The 19,271-nt window shown below is 60.9% G+C and carries 19 protein-coding genes and 1 pseudogene; 6 read left to right on the top strand and 14 right to left on the bottom strand.

Translation table 11 applies throughout. The features are described 5' to 3' along the window. Both H7F36_RS08395 and H7F36_RS08390 read left to right on the top strand, forming a co-directional pair. On the top strand, positions 1–1,329 hold the full coding sequence (locus H7F36_RS08395; protein ID WP_187054241.1) for an NAD(P)/FAD-dependent oxidoreductase: 1,329 nt from the start codon (positions 1–3) through the stop codon (positions 1,327–1,329). Further along, positions 1,326–3,293, top strand: coding sequence for a hypothetical protein (locus H7F36_RS08390; RefSeq protein WP_187054240.1), 1,968 nt, complete (start codon positions 1,326–1,328; stop codon positions 3,291–3,293). The genes H7F36_RS08395 and H7F36_RS08390 overlap by 4 nt, the downstream gene beginning before the upstream one ends. Positions 3,294–3,337: 44 nt before the next feature. Here H7F36_RS08390 and rfbC (H7F36_RS08385) read toward each other — a convergent pair whose 3' ends face one another. From rfbC (H7F36_RS08385) to rfbB, 10 genes and pseudogenes are all read right to left on the bottom strand, one after another. Then, complete coding sequence (gene rfbC, locus H7F36_RS08385) at positions 3,338–3,886, bottom strand: dTDP-4-dehydrorhamnose 3,5-epimerase (protein ID WP_187054239.1); 549 nt, start codon at positions 3,884–3,886, stop codon at positions 3,338–3,340. Positions 3,887–3,935: 49 nt separating this feature from the next. Then, positions 3,936–4,673: a cephalosporin hydroxylase family protein gene (locus H7F36_RS08380; protein WP_187054238.1), complete on the bottom strand. Its 738-nt coding sequence runs from the start codon at positions 4,671–4,673 to the stop codon at positions 3,936–3,938. A 78-nt stretch (positions 4,674–4,751) separates the two neighbouring features. Then, positions 4,752–5,552, bottom strand: a complete 801-nt coding sequence (locus H7F36_RS08375) for an NAD-dependent epimerase/dehydratase family protein (RefSeq protein ID WP_222620448.1) — start codon at positions 5,550–5,552, stop codon at positions 4,752–4,754. A gap of 44 nt (positions 5,553–5,596) precedes the next feature. Beyond that, complete coding sequence (locus H7F36_RS08370) at positions 5,597–6,562, bottom strand: class I SAM-dependent methyltransferase (RefSeq protein WP_315971455.1); 966 nt, start codon at positions 6,560–6,562, stop codon at positions 5,597–5,599. Between the two features lie 129 nt (positions 6,563–6,691). Continuing rightward, positions 6,692–6,823 (bottom strand): annotated as a pseudogene (locus H7F36_RS22365) (class I SAM-dependent methyltransferase); the annotation flags it as partial. A 2-nt stretch (positions 6,824–6,825) separates the two neighbouring features. Beyond that, complete coding sequence (gene rfbC / locus H7F36_RS08365; protein ID WP_187054235.1) at positions 6,826–7,383, bottom strand: dTDP-4-dehydrorhamnose 3,5-epimerase; 558 nt, start codon at positions 7,381–7,383, stop codon at positions 6,826–6,828. Between the two features lie 7 nt (positions 7,384–7,390). Then, positions 7,391–8,905, bottom strand: coding sequence for a glycosyltransferase family 2 protein (locus H7F36_RS08360; protein ID WP_187054234.1), 1,515 nt, complete (start codon positions 8,903–8,905; stop codon positions 7,391–7,393). Positions 8,906–8,939: 34 nt separating this feature from the next. Further along, a complete protein-coding gene (gene rfbA, locus H7F36_RS08355) occupies positions 8,940–9,827 on the bottom strand; it encodes a glucose-1-phosphate thymidylyltransferase RfbA (protein WP_187054233.1) in 888 nt (295 codons plus the stop codon). A gap of 31 nt (positions 9,828–9,858) precedes the next feature. Next, positions 9,859–10,749 (bottom strand): dTDP-4-dehydrorhamnose reductase, encoded by an 891-nt coding sequence (rfbD, locus tag H7F36_RS08350; RefSeq protein WP_187054232.1) that lies wholly within the window; start codon positions 10,747–10,749, stop codon positions 9,859–9,861. Continuing rightward, positions 10,746–11,825, bottom strand: a complete 1,080-nt coding sequence (gene rfbB / locus H7F36_RS08345; RefSeq protein ID WP_187054231.1) for a dTDP-glucose 4,6-dehydratase — start codon at positions 11,823–11,825, stop codon at positions 10,746–10,748. The genes rfbD and rfbB overlap by 4 nt, the downstream gene beginning before the upstream one ends. A gap of 132 nt (positions 11,826–11,957) precedes the next feature. On the opposite strand from rfbB, the gene H7F36_RS08340 reads away from it, so the two are divergent. The 4 genes from H7F36_RS08340 to H7F36_RS08325 are packed head-to-tail and all read left to right on the top strand — an operon-like array spanning position 11,958 to position 14,301. Further along, positions 11,958–12,404 (top strand): phasin family protein, encoded by a 447-nt coding sequence (locus tag H7F36_RS08340; protein ID WP_187054230.1) that lies wholly within the window; start codon positions 11,958–11,960, stop codon positions 12,402–12,404. A gap of 58 nt (positions 12,405–12,462) precedes the next feature. Next, complete coding sequence (locus H7F36_RS08335) at positions 12,463–13,170, top strand: TetR/AcrR family transcriptional regulator (protein ID WP_187054229.1); 708 nt, start codon at positions 12,463–12,465, stop codon at positions 13,168–13,170. An 8-nt stretch (positions 13,171–13,178) separates the two neighbouring features. Beyond that, the gene (locus tag H7F36_RS08330) at positions 13,179–14,009 is read left to right on the top strand and encodes a hypothetical protein (protein WP_187054228.1); all 831 of its coding nucleotides are present in this window, start codon (positions 13,179–13,181) and stop codon (positions 14,007–14,009) included. A gap of 28 nt (positions 14,010–14,037) precedes the next feature. After that, positions 14,038–14,301, top strand: a complete 264-nt coding sequence (locus H7F36_RS08325; protein ID WP_187054227.1) for an acyl-CoA-binding protein — start codon at positions 14,038–14,040, stop codon at positions 14,299–14,301. A 23-nt stretch (positions 14,302–14,324) separates the two neighbouring features. On the opposite strand, the gene H7F36_RS08320 is transcribed toward H7F36_RS08325, so the two are convergent. From H7F36_RS08320 to H7F36_RS08305, 4 genes are read right to left on the bottom strand one after another with little or no spacing between them, the layout of a single operon-like run. After that, positions 14,325–14,660, bottom strand: coding sequence for a polyhydroxyalkanoic acid system family protein (locus H7F36_RS08320; protein ID WP_187054226.1), 336 nt, complete (start codon positions 14,658–14,660; stop codon positions 14,325–14,327). Further along, the gene (locus tag H7F36_RS08315; protein WP_187054225.1) at positions 14,653–15,834 is read right to left on the bottom strand and encodes an aminopeptidase; all 1,182 of its coding nucleotides are present in this window, start codon (positions 15,832–15,834) and stop codon (positions 14,653–14,655) included. Before H7F36_RS08315 ends, H7F36_RS08320 begins: the two co-directional genes overlap by 8 nt. A gap of 18 nt (positions 15,835–15,852) precedes the next feature. Beyond that, positions 15,853–17,955 carry a molybdopterin-dependent oxidoreductase gene (locus H7F36_RS08310; protein WP_187054224.1) on the bottom strand — a complete coding sequence of 701 codons (2,103 nt, stop codon included), beginning with the start codon at positions 17,953–17,955 and terminating at the stop codon, positions 15,853–15,855. A gap of 51 nt (positions 17,956–18,006) precedes the next feature. Beyond that, the gene (locus tag H7F36_RS08305) at positions 18,007–19,230 is read right to left on the bottom strand and encodes a DUF445 domain-containing protein (protein ID WP_187054223.1); all 1,224 of its coding nucleotides are present in this window, start codon (positions 19,228–19,230) and stop codon (positions 18,007–18,009) included. Positions 19,231–19,271: the final 41 nt, after the last annotated feature.

The raw sequence follows: 19,271 nt of genomic DNA, 5'->3' as shown, positions 1-19,271 counted from the left end.
ATGAAGCAATATGACGTCGTCATCGTCGGTGGAGGCTTCACAGGCCTTACCGCTGCCTATTGCCTGGCCAAAGCCGGCAAATCCGTGAAAGTGATCGAAGCTGATAGCACTCCCGGCGGGCTGGCAGGTACGTTCGAGTTCAGCGATGGTGTGACCCTGGAAAAGTTCTATCACCACTGGTTCAACAACGACGTCTTCGTCCCGGAACTCGTCAAGGAGTTGGGCATGGAAGGCGACGTCATCACGCTGCCATCGCGAACCGGCATGTACTTCAACGGACGCATGTGGAAGCTTTCCACGCCGATGGACCTCTTGCGTTTCAAGGCTCTGCCACTCATCGATCGATTCAGGCTGGGTTTTCTCGTGTTGCAAGTGAGGCGAGTCAAGGACTGGCGCACGATCGAACATCTGACCATTCGGGAATGGCTGGAGCCCTTGTGCGGCAAGACCGTATACCGAATCGTCTGGGAGCCGCTGATCCAGGCGAAATTCTCGGTATTTGCCGAGACGGTTAACGCTGTGTGGTTCTGGAAAAAACTGGTGCTTCGCGGTAGCACTCGCGACAAAAAGGGCGGAGAGGAACTCGCCTATTTCAAAGGCGGGTTTGGCCGACTTGCTGAGTCCCTCGTAAGCGCCATACGTCAGTACGGCGGAGATGTGAGCCTGGGCCAGAACGTGACCGGTCTCAAGGTCGAAGGAAATCGGATCACCGCAGTGCAAACGGGAATAGAAGAGGTTTCCGGCAGCGAGTTCCTATTCACGCCTGCCTTCCCGATCATCGCCAATATGTTCGAGTCAGTTGCGCCGCCCAGCTGGCTTGCGAACATTCGTCGGGTCAAATACCTCGGAAACGTGTGTTTGGTTCTCCGCCTGAACCGAAGCCTCTCGGACACTTACTGGCTCAACGTCAATGATCCTGGTTTTCCCTTTGTCGGCGTCATCGAGCATACAAATTTTGACGCGCCGGAAAATTACAACGGAAGTCGTATCGCATTCTTATCGCGATACCTTGCAGTTCAAGACCCTGTATGGGCGTATTCTGACGAAGAATACCTACAGTTTGCGCTGACGCATTTGACCCGCATGTTTCCCGATTTTAACAAATCGTGGATTGTTGACTACAGGGTTTGGCACGCCGAATTCGCCCAGCCGGTCACAGAACGTGGATATTCAAGCTACGTTCCGGGTGTTGAAACGCCATTTGAGAATGGATCCATATCGACGATGGCTCAGGTCTATCCTGAGGACCGTGGCACAAACTATGCCATCAGAGAGGGGCGCAGTGCAGCGATGAGGATGCTTGAACTCCTGAAAGGTCGAGCGACGTGAGCAGCGTCTTTAATAGCAGTCCAACCCAAGACAAAATTTCATCTTGGAAGATCGATGTCGCACTCGCTGTAATTGTTGGCCTATTATTCTCGACGCTTTTCTACAACACCCCTCTAAGAGTCGGGGACGGCTCCGAATACTACGGCTTGTTTTTGGCAATCAAGAATCATAATGTGCCCTGGATGACGGCAGGGGCCTATGACGACTATGGCCTGCTATACGCATCCAATCAAATCAAAGGCTTGGTTAGTTCGGACATCCTGCGCAATACCTTTCCGGCGCTAAATCTCGGAGAAACAGCTGATTTTAACCATTTTTGGTTTTACAGTCTCCCGCCTGCATTTCTTGCAAAATTGGTCGAATCGGCGGGAATTGAAATTTCGGTTCAAAGTGCTTTTCTAGCGTGGCACGCGTTCCTCTTTTTCATACCAATGCGCCTCGCATATCGAGCTCGTGGCGCCCTCGGTGCTGGCGTCGTGCTCGCCTTGACAATCTGCTCACCAATGGTTTGGTTTGCGGACAAAGTGCATACAGAGTTCTTTACTTATTCTCTTGCACTAAGCACGTTCATCCTGGTTTCTCAGAAACGCTATGTTGCAGCTGCTGGCTGTATGGCAGTCGCTGCGACACAAAATCCTTCCTTTGCGATACTTTCTATTCTTCTTTTGCTTATACGCTTTTTGTTACCGCGCACCTGCAAACCTGAAGGACGGGAGTTCATTGGCGCCGTTGGCGTTGGCCTTCTAATAATAGTTCATCCACTGTATTATTTTACACGCTTTGGTGTTCCTACTCCGCAATTGCTAGCGGGCGGCGCGAAAATTGGCGGGAATTTTTTTACCTCTTATGTTTGGCTGTTTGATCCTGATCTTGGTTTGTTCCCCAATTGGCCACTCGGATTGTTGATCGTATTTGCAATGCTTTTCTTTGTTTCAGGAATCAAACGCGATAAGCTTGCTTCACCGCAAATTCTTTTTATAGTAGCCTACCTGTCAATTAACCTATTTGCGCAGTCATCGACGACTACTCTCAATTCTGGCGCAACGCCCGGCTTGGCACGATACGCGTTATGGTACATTCCTGTTTTTTACCCTTTTGCAATTTTTCTTGGCAATCGTTTGCTCACACAGGCGAAGATCTATTTGACAACGTCGGTGCTCGCAGCACTCGCAATCTACTTCGGAATAAATTCCTACATTTATGATCCAAGGCAGCCGGAAAGCTACGTAACCCCTTCGCCTTTGTCGTCTTTTTTACAAACCTATGCGCCTTCGCTATACGACCCACCGACAGAGGTCTTTGCAAAACGATTTTCTGACAGCGGAGATAGCGTAGCTACACAGTCTCTTTCCGCAATTGTCGGGCCATCATGCGACAAGGCGCTTGTATTTCCCAACAGAGACGCAGGTCGGATTTCCTTGCCAGCTCATTGTGTTTTCACGAAGGATATTATTTTGAAGGAGATCGCGGAAGCTAGACGCCGCTCTTCGGAAATTCGCTATATTCGAATTGTAGGTACGGGGGCTCCGCAAATGTTGGCCGAGACACGCTCATACTTTTTTCGGGAGGGGGACTTTTCTCTCGGCCTTTTAGGCTCCGGCTGGCACCGGGCCGAATCGTGGGGAATATGGTCCAAAGCGCCCGCGCAGTTGAGCGCTCCGTGCAAGCTTGGTGATACGAATAGCTTCAAAGTGGACGTCACTATTCGCCCATTCACAGCGCCCGGAAACCCACCTACAATGCTGCGCATCGCAAACGGTAGAGATATACTTTTTGAAGGTGTGCTGGGTGGAGCCGTGCAGGTCATCCCAATCCTTGTTAGTAAAAATTCATGCGACTCGAAGAATCGAGTACTCATAACTATTACTGCAGATCACTTCCGCTCACCTAAACAATTGGCTTTGTCGGATGATGACCGCCCTTTGGGCGTCGGGCTGGAAAAAATCCGTTATCCAGATCACTAGCAGGAGTTCAACTCCTGCTTCTCGCGCTGGCAAGTTACGATCAGCTAGGCGAAGACCTCTGCATTGAAAAAGCCGGCACCTTTTGTGTCTTTTGCGGATAATTTCACGTCGGCAAGCTGAATACCCCAGTCAATGCGCAGGAGCGCGTCGTTCCAGACGATGCAGCGCTCGTACGCGGGCGCGTAGTAGTCCGTCGTCTTGTAGAGGAAGTCCGCGGTTTCGCTCAAGACCACGAAACCGTGCGCGAAGCCCTCGGGCACCCACATCTGCTTCTGGTTCTCGGCGGTGAGCTCCACGCCCACCCATTCCCCGAAGGTCGCGGACGACTTGCGGATGTCGACCGCCACGTCGAACACGGCGCCGCTGATCACGCGAACCAGCTTCCCCTGCGGGCGCTGGATCTGGTAATGCAGTCCGCGCAGCACCCCCCTGGCCGAGCGCGAATGATTGTCCTGAACGAACTCCACATGCCGACCGATCGCCTCGTCGAAGGCCTTATTGTTGAAGCTCTCAAAAAAGAAGCCGCGGGCATCGCCGAACACCTTGGGCTCGATGATGAGGACTCCTTCGATCGCCGTCTTGGTAACTCTCATGCGCTGTCTCCGTTCAATAACAACCGTATGGACATAGGTGACTGGGCGTTCATCGGACGCGACGAAGATAGCCTTCCGGAGCGACGCTCAACAGGAGCTTGTGGTCGATAGAGCGGTCGACTTCGAACTCGGGATGCGACTCGAGGTACTTGCGCGCCGCCGTCATCGGATTGTCTCCCGGGCCCCACGGGCGATCGGGGTAGAAGCTCTTGGGCTGTTGCTCGACGATCGTATCGAACACCACGCAATAGCTGCCTGGCGTCACCAATGGCGCATACGCCTCGAGCTCGGCGAGCACGTGCGCGTGCGTATGGTTGCTGTCGAGACACACCAGCACTCGGTTTTTTCCGGCCGCGAGCGAGCGCACTTTTTCGACGATATCCGGAGCGATGCTTGATCCTTCGATCATCGAGATGCGCTTGAACATTGGATGCGCTTCAATCGCCTCTCGATTGTGCGCGCGGATGTCGATGTCCAGGCCAACCACTCGCGCATCGGAAGGCCCACCGCAGGCCGCATTGAGCTCCAACATAGAGGCCCAGAAAATCAGCGAGCCGCCGTGTGCGATGCCTGTTTCAATCACCAGTTCGGGTTGCACACGCCAAAGGATTTCCTGCATTGCCAGGATGTCTTGGGGGTACTGAATGATCGGGCGCCCGAGCCAACTGAAATTGTACGAATAGCCCGCCTCTGTAGAGACCGTCATCAGCCGGGTGGCGGCATCGCGAAGAGCTGCGCTCTCGCCGTTGGTCGCGATCCGACGTGTTACTTCTTCATCAAAGCTCATCTTGACCTGCCTTTGCAACAAGGGAGTCGAACGCACATTGCAAAATCGACTCCATCGAATGGTGGGAATTCATAAAAATCATGTGGCCGACTCCAGCAACCGTCTGAGCTTGGCGCTGCTGCCCCAGAACGCCATCGGCTCGTGGGGCGGATAGGGGACTTGGCCGAGTGCTAGCACGCCGTCCCATTTGCGCTCGAGCGCCCAACCTTCGACCAGAGTGCGAACTGAAATCGGGCTTCCGGCGCAAACGTTGACGACACCTGCATCAGGCGCACGCATTGCCAACTCGACGATATTTTGTGCAACATTCTCGACCGATAGATAGTCGCGCAATTGTTCGCCGGCCGACATGGGGAAACGGGCCTCGCCACGTTCCACTGCAGCACTGAACTGACCGTACAAAGAGCCCGGTGTCTGGCCCGTCCCATACATGTAGAACAGGCGCGCCCATGTCAGCTGGAAAGACTTGCCTTCACGGAGAAATTCCAACTGTCGCCTGAGCGAGTCCTTCGCGAACGCGTAGGCGTTGTGTGGCAAGGCGGCAAGAGACTCGTCGAGCACGCCGTTTCGCATGCCGTACTCAAAGCAGGTTCCGACGCATAGCATCGACGGCAGACCTTGGTAGACCAATGCTTTCAAAAATCGGTAGCTCGATGGCAACTCGATTTCATAGTGATGGTACGAGTCGTAATGTGGCAACCCGCCCCAAGCCAGGTGGATCAACACGTCTGGCCGGCCCAAGGCTTCGTAAGCCGCTGCCGGCGGATCCGACAGATCCATTCGCACGTGTCTCATTCCGTCGGGGAGCCAATCTTTTGCTTCAGTGCGCGACACGGTGGTCACGCTCTTATTTCCGGCGTTCTGCAGCGCCTTCAACACGTGACGGCCAACAAATCCGCTCGCACCTGTAACGGCAATCCTCGTCACAGCACCTGGATCCTCGGCACGGCGACAACGAAGCGGCCGCCCCAATCACGGACGTACTCGAGTTGCGCCATCAACTCTTCTTTGAGGTTCCAGGGCAGCAGCAGCACGTCATCTGGGCGCTCCCGCCGGAGATACTCTTCATCGACGATCGGAACGCGGCTGCCAGGCATGTACATGCCGTGCTTACCGGGGCTGCGGTCAACTACCCAGGGCAGCAGCCCGGCGCGCACACCCGTGTAGTTCAGCAACGTATTGCCCTTGGCTGCGGCACCGTATGCGCCGACCCGTCGGCCTTGGCGACGGGCTTCGACCAGATAGGTCATGAGTCCGTCTCGGATGTCGTCTGCCCGGCTCTGAAATCCCTCGTAGTAAGCCGTACTTTCGACGCCGGCGGTGCGCTCGCGCCGCAGTAACGTACCAACGGACGAGTCGACCGCGCGCTTCCCGGTGTCGAGCCGTTGCGCGAACACCCGCAAGCTCCCTCCATGCGTCTGCAGTTCCTCGACATCGAAGACCGTGAGCCCGTTGCGCTCGAGCACGCGTTGCACCGCGACCAGAGACAGGTATGAGAAGTGCTCGTGGTAGATGGTGTCGAACTGACACTCGGCCACCATGCGCAGTAGGTGAGGAAATTCGAAGGTGACCACGCCTTGCGGCTTTAGCGCCTGCACGAACCCCGTGACGAAATCGTTGATGCCCGGCACATGTGCGAGCACGTTGTTGGCAATCATCAAGTCGGCTTGCCGACCTTGCTGCGCAAGGCGCCGGCCCAGGTCTTCGCCGAAAAATTCCTCAATCACCTCTATTCCCTTGCCCCGCGCCGCTGCCGCCGTGCTGGCAGTCGGTTCGATGCCAAGACAGCCGATGCCCGCTTGACGCATGTATTGGAGCAGGTAGCCATCGTTGGAGGCGATTTCTATGACGTATGAGTTCTCGCGCAGCGCGAAGCGTTTGGTGACCATTTCGACATAACGCGCAGAATGCTGAAGCCACGCGCTCGATGTTGAACTGAAATACGCATAGTCGCTCGCAAAAAGTTGTGCATGGTCTGCATAGTCTTCCGTCTGGACCAGCCAACATGATGTGCAGACACGCACGCGCAATGGAAAGAACGTCTCGGGTGCGCTCAATTGCGCCGGGCGAAGGTACGCATTAGATGGCGGCGCCGTCGCCAAATCGATGAACGGCAGCTCGACCTCTGCCTGGCAATGGCGGCATCTCACAATCAAATTCCCTTAAAGCTATTGTCAAGAAGCGGATGGCCGGCGTCGCGTTCGGAGATATCGGCAAGCGGCAATGGCCACTTGATCGCCAAATTGGGATCCCGAAGATTCAGCGCGCCTTCTGCGCCGGGCTGATAGGGCGCCGAATGTAGATACAGTAGTTGCGCATCTTCGCTGAGTGCCTGGAAACCATGCGCAAAGCCTTGCGGGATCAGCAAGCTGCGACCGTTCTCCGCGCTCAGATGCTCTGCGTGCCATTGTAGGAACGTGGGCGACTCCCTGCGAATGTCAACCGCGACATCGAACACTCCGCCGCTCAAACAACTCACGAGCTTCACCTCGCCATGCGGCGGACGTTGAAAGTGCAGGCCGCGTACCGAACCACGCCGTCGCGTTAGCGTGTGATTGATTTGCGCAACGGATCCAGAGAAGCCGATCGCCGCCAATTCTTCAGCGCAGAAGAGTCGGCTGAAAAAGCCGCGCGGATCTTCGGTGCGCTGCCGCTGGACGCTGACCAGTCCAGACAATGGTGTCTCGATAAATTTGAAGCGCGTGGTCATCTCTCGTTCATCGCGTCAATTTGCCCTTCGGACTCCGCCCTGTCAACTTGGCAAGAAGCCTTTTGGGAACGTACCTCAAAGACGCGGCGAGCTGTGCTTCTCCCAGTTGGTGCTGCAGTTGGGCAACCGCCTCTGCTGCGATAGTCCGCTCGATTTGCAGCTGCTCCACTTGTCGCCGGGAAGCTTGCAACTCCAACTCTGCTTGTTCCACCTGCGCACCGGCAGCAAGGATGTACGTGCCCTGTTCCGCGGTTTCTGCCTGGGCTGCTGCCTGCGCCTGTTGTGCCACCTCTGCCGTCTTCCAGGCATTTGCGACGGATGCGTGCATCTGCTCCCACGAAGCAACCTCGTAAGTAATTTGCCCCGAGGTCAGCCCGAGCAGCTGGGTTGTCAAAGTAACCGCGCCCGCGATGTCCTTGACGTCATAGGGCGTGGTACGCAAGCTCAGCATGGAACCATCGAAGCCGAGCTGCAGAGGCTGGAAACTGAATATTTTGCCGGGCGGCAAATCAGGTGCTTCAGAATCAAACCAGTCCAGCAGCGACTGATTGTCGGCCAGCGACGCCCGGACGATTAGTCGCGCTTCCTGCCGCCGAGATTGATCGACGTCGAAGATGGCCGCAAGGCATTGCACCGTGAAAGCCTTTCGATCGACTACAAGCGAATCGTCATGGGGAAACAGGGCGTCTTTCGCGTGCAGGAAGCAGTCCACGACATGCACTGGACCCAGAATCATCTTGTCTGGAACCCTCGGATGGCGGATGTAACCAAAAGCCGCATTGAGACGATCGAAGTCGGTCGACACAGCGTTGTTGCTAGTGTTCATCAGCGTGGCTACGCCATTGCTGGCACGGGAAAGGCCCGCGATGCCCATCGGCACGCTAGTCCAGATGTAGCGATCTGCAAGGTATCCGAGGCCGAATGCGGAATAGACATCCGGGTAGACGTTAAGGAACATCCTGCCAGCCAATTGCTGGTGGCGCTCGATAAGGTCCCGATGAACAACCGCGGAGTAAATCATCGGCAAGGTGTCGTAGCCAGCTTCGAAGCGCACCGCCTTGAGGATCTGCTCTCGGCCGTTCATCTCCACGACGCTTCTTGCAAGAGGCACGCGTAACAGGTCTGCCTCACCCGGAACGCCGATGGTCGGCCAGGTGTAGATGCCACGCTGCCAGACGACGGCCTGCGTCTCGTATTTCGTAATCAGCGCGTCGAGTTCGGCCAGGGCGTACGGCATGAGGCCATCGTCGTCGCCCAGCACGGTGATGTACTCGCCTTGCGCTTCGGAGACGGCTCTCTCCCAATTGGCGCTCATGGCAAGTGGTTGAGTCGGCGCAAGGTAGCGAACCCGCGGAGAGGCGGCGTCACGAACGACCTGCTCGGCTTCGGCGCCCTCGCCGTTGTCACACACGACGATTTCGTAATCGTCGAAATTCTGGTCGATGCAGGTTGCCAGCGATGACCGAAGCGTGTCCGCCCGATTGCGCGTGGGGATGACGACGCTGAAGCGAGGGCGAGTCATAAACGTCGGGCGCCTTTAACCGCAAACGAAGACCTCAAGAGCGCACCTCATCCGCCAACAGCCGCGTCAGATACCGCCCATACCCACTCTTCTGCAGCGGCGCGGCCAACCGTTCCAACTGAGCCGCATTGATGTACCCACGTCGCCACGCAATCTCTTCAGGACACGCAATCTTCAACCCCTGCCGATGCTCCAGCGTCGCGATGAACTGCCCTGCTTCGAGCAGGCTTTCATGCGTGCCGGTGTCCAGCCACGCATAGCCGCGCTGCATGATCTGGACGGTCAGCTTGCCGCTGTCCAGATAGGCCTGGTTCACCGCGGTGATCTCGAGCTCGCCTCTCGCGCTGGGCTTCACTGCCTTGGCGATGGCGGTGACTTCGTTGTCGTAGAAGTACAGGCCGGTCACGGCATAGCTGCTCTTGGGCTTGAGGGGCTTTTCTTCGATGCTGCTGGCCTTGCCGTTCGCATCGAAAGCCACGACGCCATAGCGCTCCGGGTCTTGCACGTGATACGCGAACACGGTCGCGCCTGAAGCGACTGCATCGGCATCCTTCAGCAGATGCTCCAGGTCATGCCCATGAAAAATGTTGTCGCCCAGCACCAGCGCACTCGGCGCGTTGTCCAGGAACTGCTCTCCGATGATGAAGGCCTGCGCCAGGCCGTCAGGGCTCGGCTGCACCGCGTACTGCAGGTTCATGCCCCACTGACTGCCATCGCCCAGCAGCTGCTGAAAGCGCGGCGTGTCTTGCGGCGTGCTGATGATCAGGATGTCGCGCATGCCACCGAGCATCAAGGTGGTCAGCGGGTAATAGATCATCGGCTTGTCGTACACCGGCAGCAGTTGCTTGCTCATCGCGAGCGTGGCGGGGTGCAGGCGAGTGCCTGAGCCGCCGGCGAGGATGATGCCTTTGCGTTGAGTCATGTTGTCTTCGTTCGTTCTTTGTTCAGGGCGCTCAAAGGGTCTCGCGCAGCATCCGTGCCACACCCGCTTGCCAATGCGGCAACGTCAATCCGAACGTCGATCGCAGCTTGCATGTGTCGAGCCGTGAATTCTGCGGCCGCCTGGCGGGTGTCGGAAAGGCGCTGGTCGGTACGGCATCGACGGTCGATGGCGACGCCTTCAACTCGACGCCGGCTTCTCGCGCTTGTTCGATGACGAACTTTGCATAGCCGTGCCACGAGGTTTCTCCGCCTGCGACGAGGTGATACAGCCCCGTCTTTTTCTCGTCTTGCAAAGTCGCCCGAATCGCGTGCGCAGTCACATCGGCCAGCAGTTCGGCACCAGTCGGCGCGCCGAACTGGTCGTCGATGACCGTCAGGCGATCACGCTCCTTTGCCAGCCGCAGCATCGTCTTGGCAAAATTGCCGCCGCGCGCGGCATACACCCAGCTCGTGCGAAAGATCAGGTGCCTTGGGCAGTTCGCCGCGACCAGTTGTTCGCCTTCGAGCTTGGTGCGGGCATAGACGCTGAGCGGCCCGGTCGCGTCGTCTTCGTGCCAAGGCTTGCTGCCGCTGCCGTCGAACACGTAGTCCGTCGAGAAGTGGACCATCAACGCGCCGATCTGTTTCGCGGCTTTGGCCACGACACCGGGCGAGGTTGCGTTGAGCTTGCGCGCGAAGTCTGGCTCGCTCTCGGCCTTGTCGACGGCGGTGTGGGCGGCCGCATTGACGATGACGTCGGGGCGCACTGTCAAGACCATCTCTGCCAGCTGTTCGGGATGGCTGAAGTCGGCGTTGAAGTCGGTGCTGTCGAAATCCAGTGCGACCAGTTCGCCCAGCGGCGCCAAGCTGCGTTGCAGCTCCCAGCCGACCTGGCCGCCCTTGCCTAGCAGCAGCACCTTCATGAGGGCGCCTTCGTGGGTTTAGAGTCGTACTGCTTTTCGACCCATTCGCGATACGCACCGCTCTGCACATTGCGCACCCATTCGCCATTGGCCAAGTACCACTCCACCGTCTTGCGGATGCCGGTGTCGAAGGTGTCGGCGGGGTTCCAGCCGAGCTCTTTTTCGATCTTGCGTGCGTCTATGGCGTAGCGGCGATCGTGGCCGGGGCGATCGGTCACGTAGGTGATCTGTTCGCGGTAACTCTTGCCGCCGGCCTTGGGCCGCAGCTCGTCGAGCAGTGCGCACACCGTGTTGACGATCTCGATGTTCGGCTTCTCGTTCCACCCCCCGACGTTGTAGGTTTCACCCAACCGGCCCGCTTCCAGCACGCGGCGGATGGCGCTGCAATGGTCCTTGACGTACAGCCAGTCGCGCACCTGCATGCCGTCTCCGTACACCGGCAGCGGCTTGCCTTCGAGCGCGTTGACGATCATCAGCGGGATGAGTTTTTCGGGGAAATGGAACGGCCCGTAGTTGTTCGAGCAATTGGTCGTCAGCACCGGCAAGCCGTAGGTGTGGTGCCATGCGCGCACCAGATGGTCGCTGGCAGCCTTGCTGGCCGAATATGGGCTGTTGGGCTCGTACTTGTGGTCTTCGGTGAAGGCTGGGTCGGTCGCCGACAAAGAGCCGTAGACCTCGTCGGTCGAGACGTGCAGAAACCGAAAGGCGGCTTGTTGATCTGCTGGCAATGCAGCCCAGTGACCGCGGACGGATTCGAGCAACCTGAAGGTGCCGAGCACGTTGGTCTGCACGAAGTCTTCAGGCCCGTGAATCGACCGGTCGACATGCGACTCGGCCGCGAAGTTGACGATCGCGCGCGGCTTGTGTTCGGCGAGCAGGCGGTCGAGCAAGGCGCTGTCGCCGATGTCGCCCTGCACGAAGACGTGCTTGGGGTTGCCCTTCAGCGACGCGAGCGTCTCGGGGTTACCGGCGTAAGTGAGCTTGTCGAGATTGACGACGGCCTCGTCGCTTTGCGCGAGCCAATCGAGTACGAAGTTGGCGCCAATGAAGCCGGCACCGCCTGTAACCAGGATCATGGGGTCCCCTGCTGTTGTTGCAGACAATTATCACATCGGGCCATGTTGCAAAAAGCAGCTAGACGTGCCGCTCTAAAGCCAGCGCACCGCTCCCGCTAGAGTGCCCCATCGCATTCACTCATCAGGAACCGCATGCCCACCAAAGACGACGACAAATCCGCCGACCGCGTCAAGGATTCCGCCCAGCAGATCTGGCTTGCCGGCCTCGGCGCCTTTGCCAAGATGCAGCAGGAGGGCAGCAAGGCCTTCGAGGCGCTGGTGAAAGACGGCGCGGGCATGCAGAAGAAGACGCAGCAGGCGGCCGAAGAGACCCTGGCACAAGCGCAGGCTCGCATGGCCGGGCTGGCGAGCGACATCGGCACCAAGGCGGCGGGCGGCTGGGGCAAACTGGAGAACATTTTTGAAGAGCGCGTGGCGCGCGCGCTCGAAAAGCTCGGCCTGCCGTCGGCTGCGGAGTGGACTGCATTGCAGGCGCGAGTAGCGGCGCTCGAAGCGCAATTGGCGCAATCCGAGCCTAGCCAGCCGACCGACGCCGCGGCAACGCCTCGCCCCGCACGCAAACCAGCGGGTCCGCGCTAACCCCTTTTTCCCGGAGTTGCGCTAGAGTGACCTCAGAGACAAAAACCGAGGCACCGTCATGGCCAAGAAGGCGCCACGCCGAACAGCGCAACGCATCCTCGAAGCAGCATTGGAGCTGTTCAACCGCTTCGGGGAACCGAACGTGTCGACCACGCTCGTGGCGGGCGAACTCGGCATCAGCCCCGGCAATCTCTACTACCACTACCCCGCAAAAGACGAGCTGATCAACCGGCTCTACGAAGCCTACGAAACCGAGCTCGACGAGTTGCTGCACGCCAGCGAGGGCGTGCACGACGTCGAAGACGCCTGGTTTTTCATGCACAGCCTGTTCGAGCTGATCTGGCGCTACCGTTTTCTGTACCGCGATCTGAACGATCTGCTCAGCAAGAACCGGCACTTGGAGACGCAGTTTCAGCTGGTGCTCAAGAACAAGGTGCGCGCCATGCGGGCGCTGCTCGCGGGCCTGAGCCGCGCGGGGCACCTCGACATCGACATGCGAGAGGTCGATGCGCTGGCGCAAAGCATGGTCGTGGTGCTGACCTACTGGCTGAGCTACGAATACGTTCGCAACCCGCGCGAGGCGCTCGAGCCGCAGCACGTACAAGGCGCCCTGCTACGCGGCGCACAGCACACGCTGCAGTTGCTCGCGCCGTATCTGGAGCTTGCGCAGCGCAAGCATTTGATGACGCTGACGGCCGCCTATTCGCCGAGCGCGTCGCGCACGCCGGACACGCCCGGCAACTCGCCAAAAATGGCTGCCGCCTGAAGCCACCGATGCCTCCTCACGATTTCAGACCGATCTCGCTCATGACGCCCGGCACCGCACCGGTGGTCGGAGTCTGGGCACGCGTGCCATACCCGGATGTGCCGGCCATCGATGCAGCGACACTCGAAGTGCAGTGGCGGCAGCTGCACGCCGGCCAAGGCCTGCAAACGCCGCCGCCCGAGCCGCTGATCGAGGGTTGGGTGCGCTATCACCGTGGCGATTTCGAACAGGCCGTAGACATCGGGCTGCTGCACGGCAGCCACGGTTTGGCGCTCGCCAACCAGGCGACCGCCGTCTACGCCAACTACCTGGAGCGGCGCGAGTCGGTGCGCCTCGCACTGTTTCGTCAGGTCGCCGAACGCGCCGGCGCACAAGCGACCGCCGAGCCGGACAACTGCCAGGCGCTCTACTGGCAGGCCTACGCGTTGGGTCGCTACGCCGAAGGCATCAGCGTGGCGCGTGCTTTGGCTCAGGGCTTGGGCGGCAAGGTGAAGCACTCGCTCGAACGCGTGATCGCGCTGCAGCCTCATCATGCGGATGCCCACATCTCGCTCGGCGCCTTTCATGCGGAGGTGATCGACAAGGTCGGCCCCTTGGTGGCCCGTATGACTTACGGCGCGCGCGCAGAAACCGCCATCGAGCTGTTCGAACGCGGCCTCGAACTGCATCCCGATTCCGCCAGCGGCCTGATGGAATACGCCCGTGGGCTGCTCGCGCTGCACGGCGATGGCCGCATGGCAGAAGCCACGCGGCTCTATGAAAAGGCGGCGGCTCTGAAGCCGGTCGATGCCCGCGAACGGCTCGACGTGGAACTCGCGCGCGCGGGGCTGTCAGACTGACGTCTTTCAATTTCCAGACACACGACGAATGTCCGACACGAACGATATCCAGGCTCGCTTCGAAGCAGCCGAGGCCCAGTCCAAACTGCTGCCGGAACGCCCCGACAACATCACGCTGCTAAAGATCTACGGCCTCTACAAGCAAGCCACGCTGGCCGACAACGCCGAGAAGAAGCCCAGCTTCAGTGACTTCGTGGCGCGCGCCAAATGGGACGCGTGGACGGCGCAAAAAGGCGTAACCGCGGATGAGGCGAAGCAGAAGTACATCGACTTGATCGAATCGCTGCGCTGACCGCGTGGGTCGTGTTGGCCTTCTTAAAGCCAGCCCTTCCCGTACCCGTCGTCCTCTTCTTCCGCCGGCTTCGTCCCCAACACCTCATCGATATTGCGGGCGATCTTTGCGCTGATCTGGTCGCTGAACGCGCTGAACAAGAAGCCCAGCTCTGCTGTCAGGGTGAGCGAATCGGCGGTGACTTCCAGCGTGCCGTCGATGCCGGGACGGGTGAACTGCGCGACGTCGCGGGCCTTGCCTTCGGTGTAGTCGCACTCGATCTCGAACTGTTCTCCGGCCCGTTCGATCCATTTGCGGGCGGCGGCTCGTGCGCCTTTCATGCCCAGCGTGTGGGTGCGTTCGATGTGAATGTCAGGCACCGTGGCCTCCCGTATTTTTTATGGTTGTGGTGGTTGGCGACGTGGCTGCCCGTGTCGCGGGAACGATCATCGCAGCAGATGCGGCGAGTGCCTTGTCAGCCGGGGCGCCCAGAGCTTCGAGCGCGGCAGTGCGCTGCGGCTTTTCCATCGCCGCCAGCCGCTTGACGGCCGCATAGAAGCGCGGCCAGTCGCGGCCCTGCTGCTCGAACAGCGCCTCGAAGTTGGGCACCAGATCGTCGTACGCCGCCTGCGCGCCGAACATCGCGTTGTTGGCGCGCGCGACCCAGCCGTCGTAAGCGCCTTGGCGCGCGCCGGGCCAGCTTGCCCGGAGCGTCGCGTAGCGCACGCGGAAGTCGTCGAGCGCGGCCTTCTTCATCGCGGCCACGGCGGTCCAGTCGCGCGATTCGGCTTCTTTCGATTCGTAGATGGCGGTCAGCGCGCGGCGGGTTTGCAGGGCCAGTGCGCGGAATTGCTGGCGGCGGCCGTCGAACTGCGCATAGTCGGCGCGTGCCTGTGCGGTGTCTTCGCGCTGCAGCCACATCGCGCCGCCGATGCGCTCGACCGCGGTCGCGAAGGACTCGTTGAACAGCGTGTCGTCGGGCACGTAGAGAACTTGGTGCGCCAGCTCGTGAAAGACGATGCGCGCCAGTTCGCCGTCGGGGTAACCGATGAAGGTCGAAAGCAGCGGGTCGCCGCCGGCCCAGTTCATGTAGCCCAGCGTCGAGTAGGCGGGCACGGGGTACACGGCGACTTCGAGCCCTTGCGCGGATTGCGCTGCGGCTTCTGTCTTGGCGGCGGCCTCGTCGTAGTAGCCGCGGTAGCCGACGCAACCCGCGACCGGGAAGCACCACGTCTTCAGTTGGAGCGAGTACTCCGGTGCAGCGACCACGTTCCAGATGGCTGCAGATCGATGCAGGTCGGCGTAGCCGGTGTAACTGCGGTTGTCGGGCAGGCCGAGGTCGGTGACGGCGAAGCGGCGGATGCGTTGGGTAAGTTCCAGCTTGGCCTTGAGGGCCGGGGCGGTGGCGGGGTCGGCGAGCCAGGCGGGCACAGAACGGGCGGCGCGCATGAGGTCTAAGTGGCCGTGGGCGGATTGCCAGTAGTAGCCTAGGTCGGCGCAGCCAGTGAGGAGGGACAGGGCGGCGGCCAGGGCTATGGATGGGAGCGTTCTCACAGGTACGGTGCCCTCACCCTAACCCTCTCCCGGGGGCAGAGGGGATAACGCGGGGAGCGGAGATAACGCGGCGCGTTCTACCTGCACCAGGCAGTCGTAGAACGTGGGCCCACGGCCGATGTCGGTGAGGCGCTGGCTGGTGAGCTGGTTGACATTCGTGCCGTCCATGCCGAACTTGCGCCACCAGATGCCCATGCCATGCACGACGCCCGGACGGGCGCGGCGCGAGACTTCGGCGCGGCAGCGGTGCTCGCCGCGGCTGTTGAAAACCCGCACGGTCGCGCCGTTTTCGATGCCGCGTGCAGCCGCATCGTCTGCGTGGATCTCCAAAAGCGGCTCGACTTCGATCGCGCGCAGGCTTCTCACATTGACGAAGGTCGAGTTGAGGAAGTTGCGCGCCGGCGGCGAAATCATGGCGAGCGGGTATTCGGTCGAGCTGCCGGCTGGTTCGTAGTTGGGCACGTGGTCGGGCAAGCCGTCCTGGCCTTGGGCCTGTAGGCGCGCGCTGAAGAACTCGCAGCGGCCGGACGGCGTTGGAAAGTTGCCCTCGGCGAAAGGCGCTTCAGGCAACTTCACGCTGGTGAAGCCTTGCGCGAGCAACTGTGCGTAGTCGATCGCGCCTTCGGCGAACGCGCTGCGGCAGATTGCCTCGTCGTCGTCCGAAAAGCACGGTTCGTCGAACTCCATGCGCCGCGCCAGTTCGCGGAACACCCAGGCGTTGCTGCGGGCCTCGCCACGCGGCGCCACCGCCGGGCGATTCAGCAGCACATCGGTATGGCCGTAGCTGGTGTGGATGTCCCAGTGCTCCAATTGGGTGGTCGCGGGCAACAGGTAGTCGGCATAGTCGGCGGTGTCGGTCTGAAACTGCTCCAGTACCACCGTGAAGAGGTCTTCGCGCGCGAACCCCGCGACCACCTTGCCCGAGTCCGGCGCGACCGCGACCGGGTTGCTGTTGTAGACCACGATCGCTTCGACCGGGTGGGCCGCATCGAGCAACGCATCGCCGATGGCGCTCATGTTGATGGTGCGCGGACGTGGGCTCGGCATCAAATCTGGCCGGTGCAGCGCGGCGCGATCGACCGGGTACTGGCCGGAGCTGCTCAGCAGCAAGCCACCGGCGCGATGACGCCAAGCCCCGACGAGGGCCGGCAGGCAGGCCACGGCACGCGCCGCATTGCCGCCGCCGCGCACCCGCTGCATGCCGTAGTTCAGCCGGATGGCCGCTGGCTTGGTCGTGCCATACGCCTGCGCCAGCGCGACGATCTGCGCCTCCGGCACGCCGCACACCGCGGCCGCACGCGAGGGTGGCCATTGCAGCGCGCGCTCGCGCAGCGCGTCCCAGCCCAGCGTGTGCTGCGCGATGTAGTCGTGGTCGAGCCAGTCGTTGACGATGAGCTTATGCATGAGCGCCAATGCCAGCGCGGCATCTGTGCCGGGCAGCAACGCGATGTGCTCGTCGCACTTGTCGGCGGTTTCGGTCTTGCGCGGGTCGATGCACACCAGCCGCGCGCCGGCGCGCTTGGCGGCCTGCGCATGGCGCCAGAAATGCAGGTTGCTGCCGATCGAATTGCTGCCCCAGATCAGGATCAGCTTGGCCTCGGCGAAGAACTCGACCCGCATGCCGACCTTGCCGCCCAGCGTGTAGACCATGGCCTCACCGCCGGCGGTCGAGCAGATGGTGCGGTCGAGCAACGACGCGCCGAGCTTGTGGAAGAAGCGCCGGTCCATCGACTCGCCCTGCACCAGCCCCATGGTCCCGGCGTAGCTGTACGGCAGGATCGATTCAGGGTTCACGGCAGCGATGGATTTCAGGCGCGCGGCGATGTCGTCGAGCGCCACCTCCCATGTCACCGGCTCGAACCGGCCCGAGCCTTTGGGCCCGACGCGCTTGAGCGGTTGCACCAGCCGTTCGGCGTGGTCGTTGCGCTCGATGTAGCGCGAGACCTTGGTGCAGAGCACGCCGCCCGTGTGAAAGTGATCGGCATTGCCTTGCAGCTTGATCGCCTTGCCGTCCTGCACGGTGGTGACAAGCGCGCAAGTGTCGGGGCAGTCGTGCGGGCAGGCGCCCAGCACGGTGGAAGTTCTGGAATTTCCAGGAAGCACAGGGGATGCGAGGGCCATCGCCCGAGTCTAAAACGCAAGCGCCGAAAAGATTGCGAGCGCCGCAAAAGCTCAAGGCGACAGCATGCGGGTCAATGAATAGATCGCCAGCCCGACCAGCCCACCCACCAGCGTGCCGTTGACCCGGATGAACTGCAGGTCGCGTCCGATGTTGCGCTCCAGCTCGGCCGTCATCTCGTCGGCATTCCACTCCTGGACGCGCTCGACGATGTAGCGCCGGATGTCTTCGCGGTAGCGCTCGATGGCGGCGGGAGCGCCGGCCTCGATCTGCTCGTTGATCCAGCGGCGTATCGGCTCGTCGCGCTGCAACCGTGCGCCGAGCGAGCCCGCCATCGTGACGACGCGCTGCCGGATGCTCGAATCGTCTCGCGCCAGGTCGGCGTGCAGCCAGGCCAGCAACTCGTCCCACAGGCCGTGCGTGTATTCGGCCAGCGCTGGGTGCGCCTGCAGCTCGGCGCGGATCTGCTCGCCGCGCGCCTGGAATTCAGGGTCGTGCTTGAGCTTGACCACGAAGTCGTCGACGAACGCATCGAAGCGCTGCCGCAACGGGTGCGCCGGCTCGGCGGCCAGTTCGCCGATGGTGCGCGCCACGGCCGCGACGATCTTTCGCGTGGCGGCGCGGGCGGCCACCTGATCGAGCCCGACATAGCGCAGCGTCTTGATTTCCCGCGCGATGGCTTCGGTGATGCGACCCTGCAGCTCATCGCCTTCGATCAGCCCGGCCACCTGCTCCAGCACGTCGTCGAGCAGCGCCTGATGGCGGCCACCTGCGGTGAGTGCGTCCAGCGCCTGGCCGAGCAAGCGCGACAGGTCGATCTGCGCCAGCCCGGCGGTCACCGTACGACCGAGAAAGTCGCGCACCCGTGCGTCGTCCAGCGCGCCGAGGGCGTAGCGCGCCACCGTGACCGCGTGGTCACCCAGCGCGCGGGCGTGCGCGGGGGAAGCCAGCCAGTCGGCAAGCCGCGCGGCGGCGTCGAACTCTTTCAACTTCGACAGCACCTGCGAGGTGCTCAGGAAGTTGTTGCAGATAAAGCCGGCGAGGTTGGCGCCGATGCGGTCTTTGTTGGCCGGGATGATGGCCGTGTGGGGAATCGGCAGGCCGAGCGGATGCCGAAACAGCGCGACCACCGCGAACCAGTCTGCAATGGCGCCGACCATCGCGGCCTCCGCAAAGGCGGCCACGTAGCCGAGCCACGGATGGCGCGGCTCGAAGGCTTTGGCCAGCGCGTAAAGCAGCGCTGCGGCGCAGAGCAGGCCGAGCGCGATGCGTTTCAAGACGGCGACTGCGGCAAATGCAGAGGCAAAAACGCCGGCAG

It is taken from the genome of Variovorax sp. PAMC28562, from assembly GCF_014303735.1.
GTDB lineage: Bacteria > Pseudomonadota > Gammaproteobacteria > Burkholderiales > Burkholderiaceae_C > Variovorax.
The sequence above is the reverse complement of the archived record's forward strand: the minus strand, read 5'-3'. Positions and strand labels throughout refer to the sequence as shown.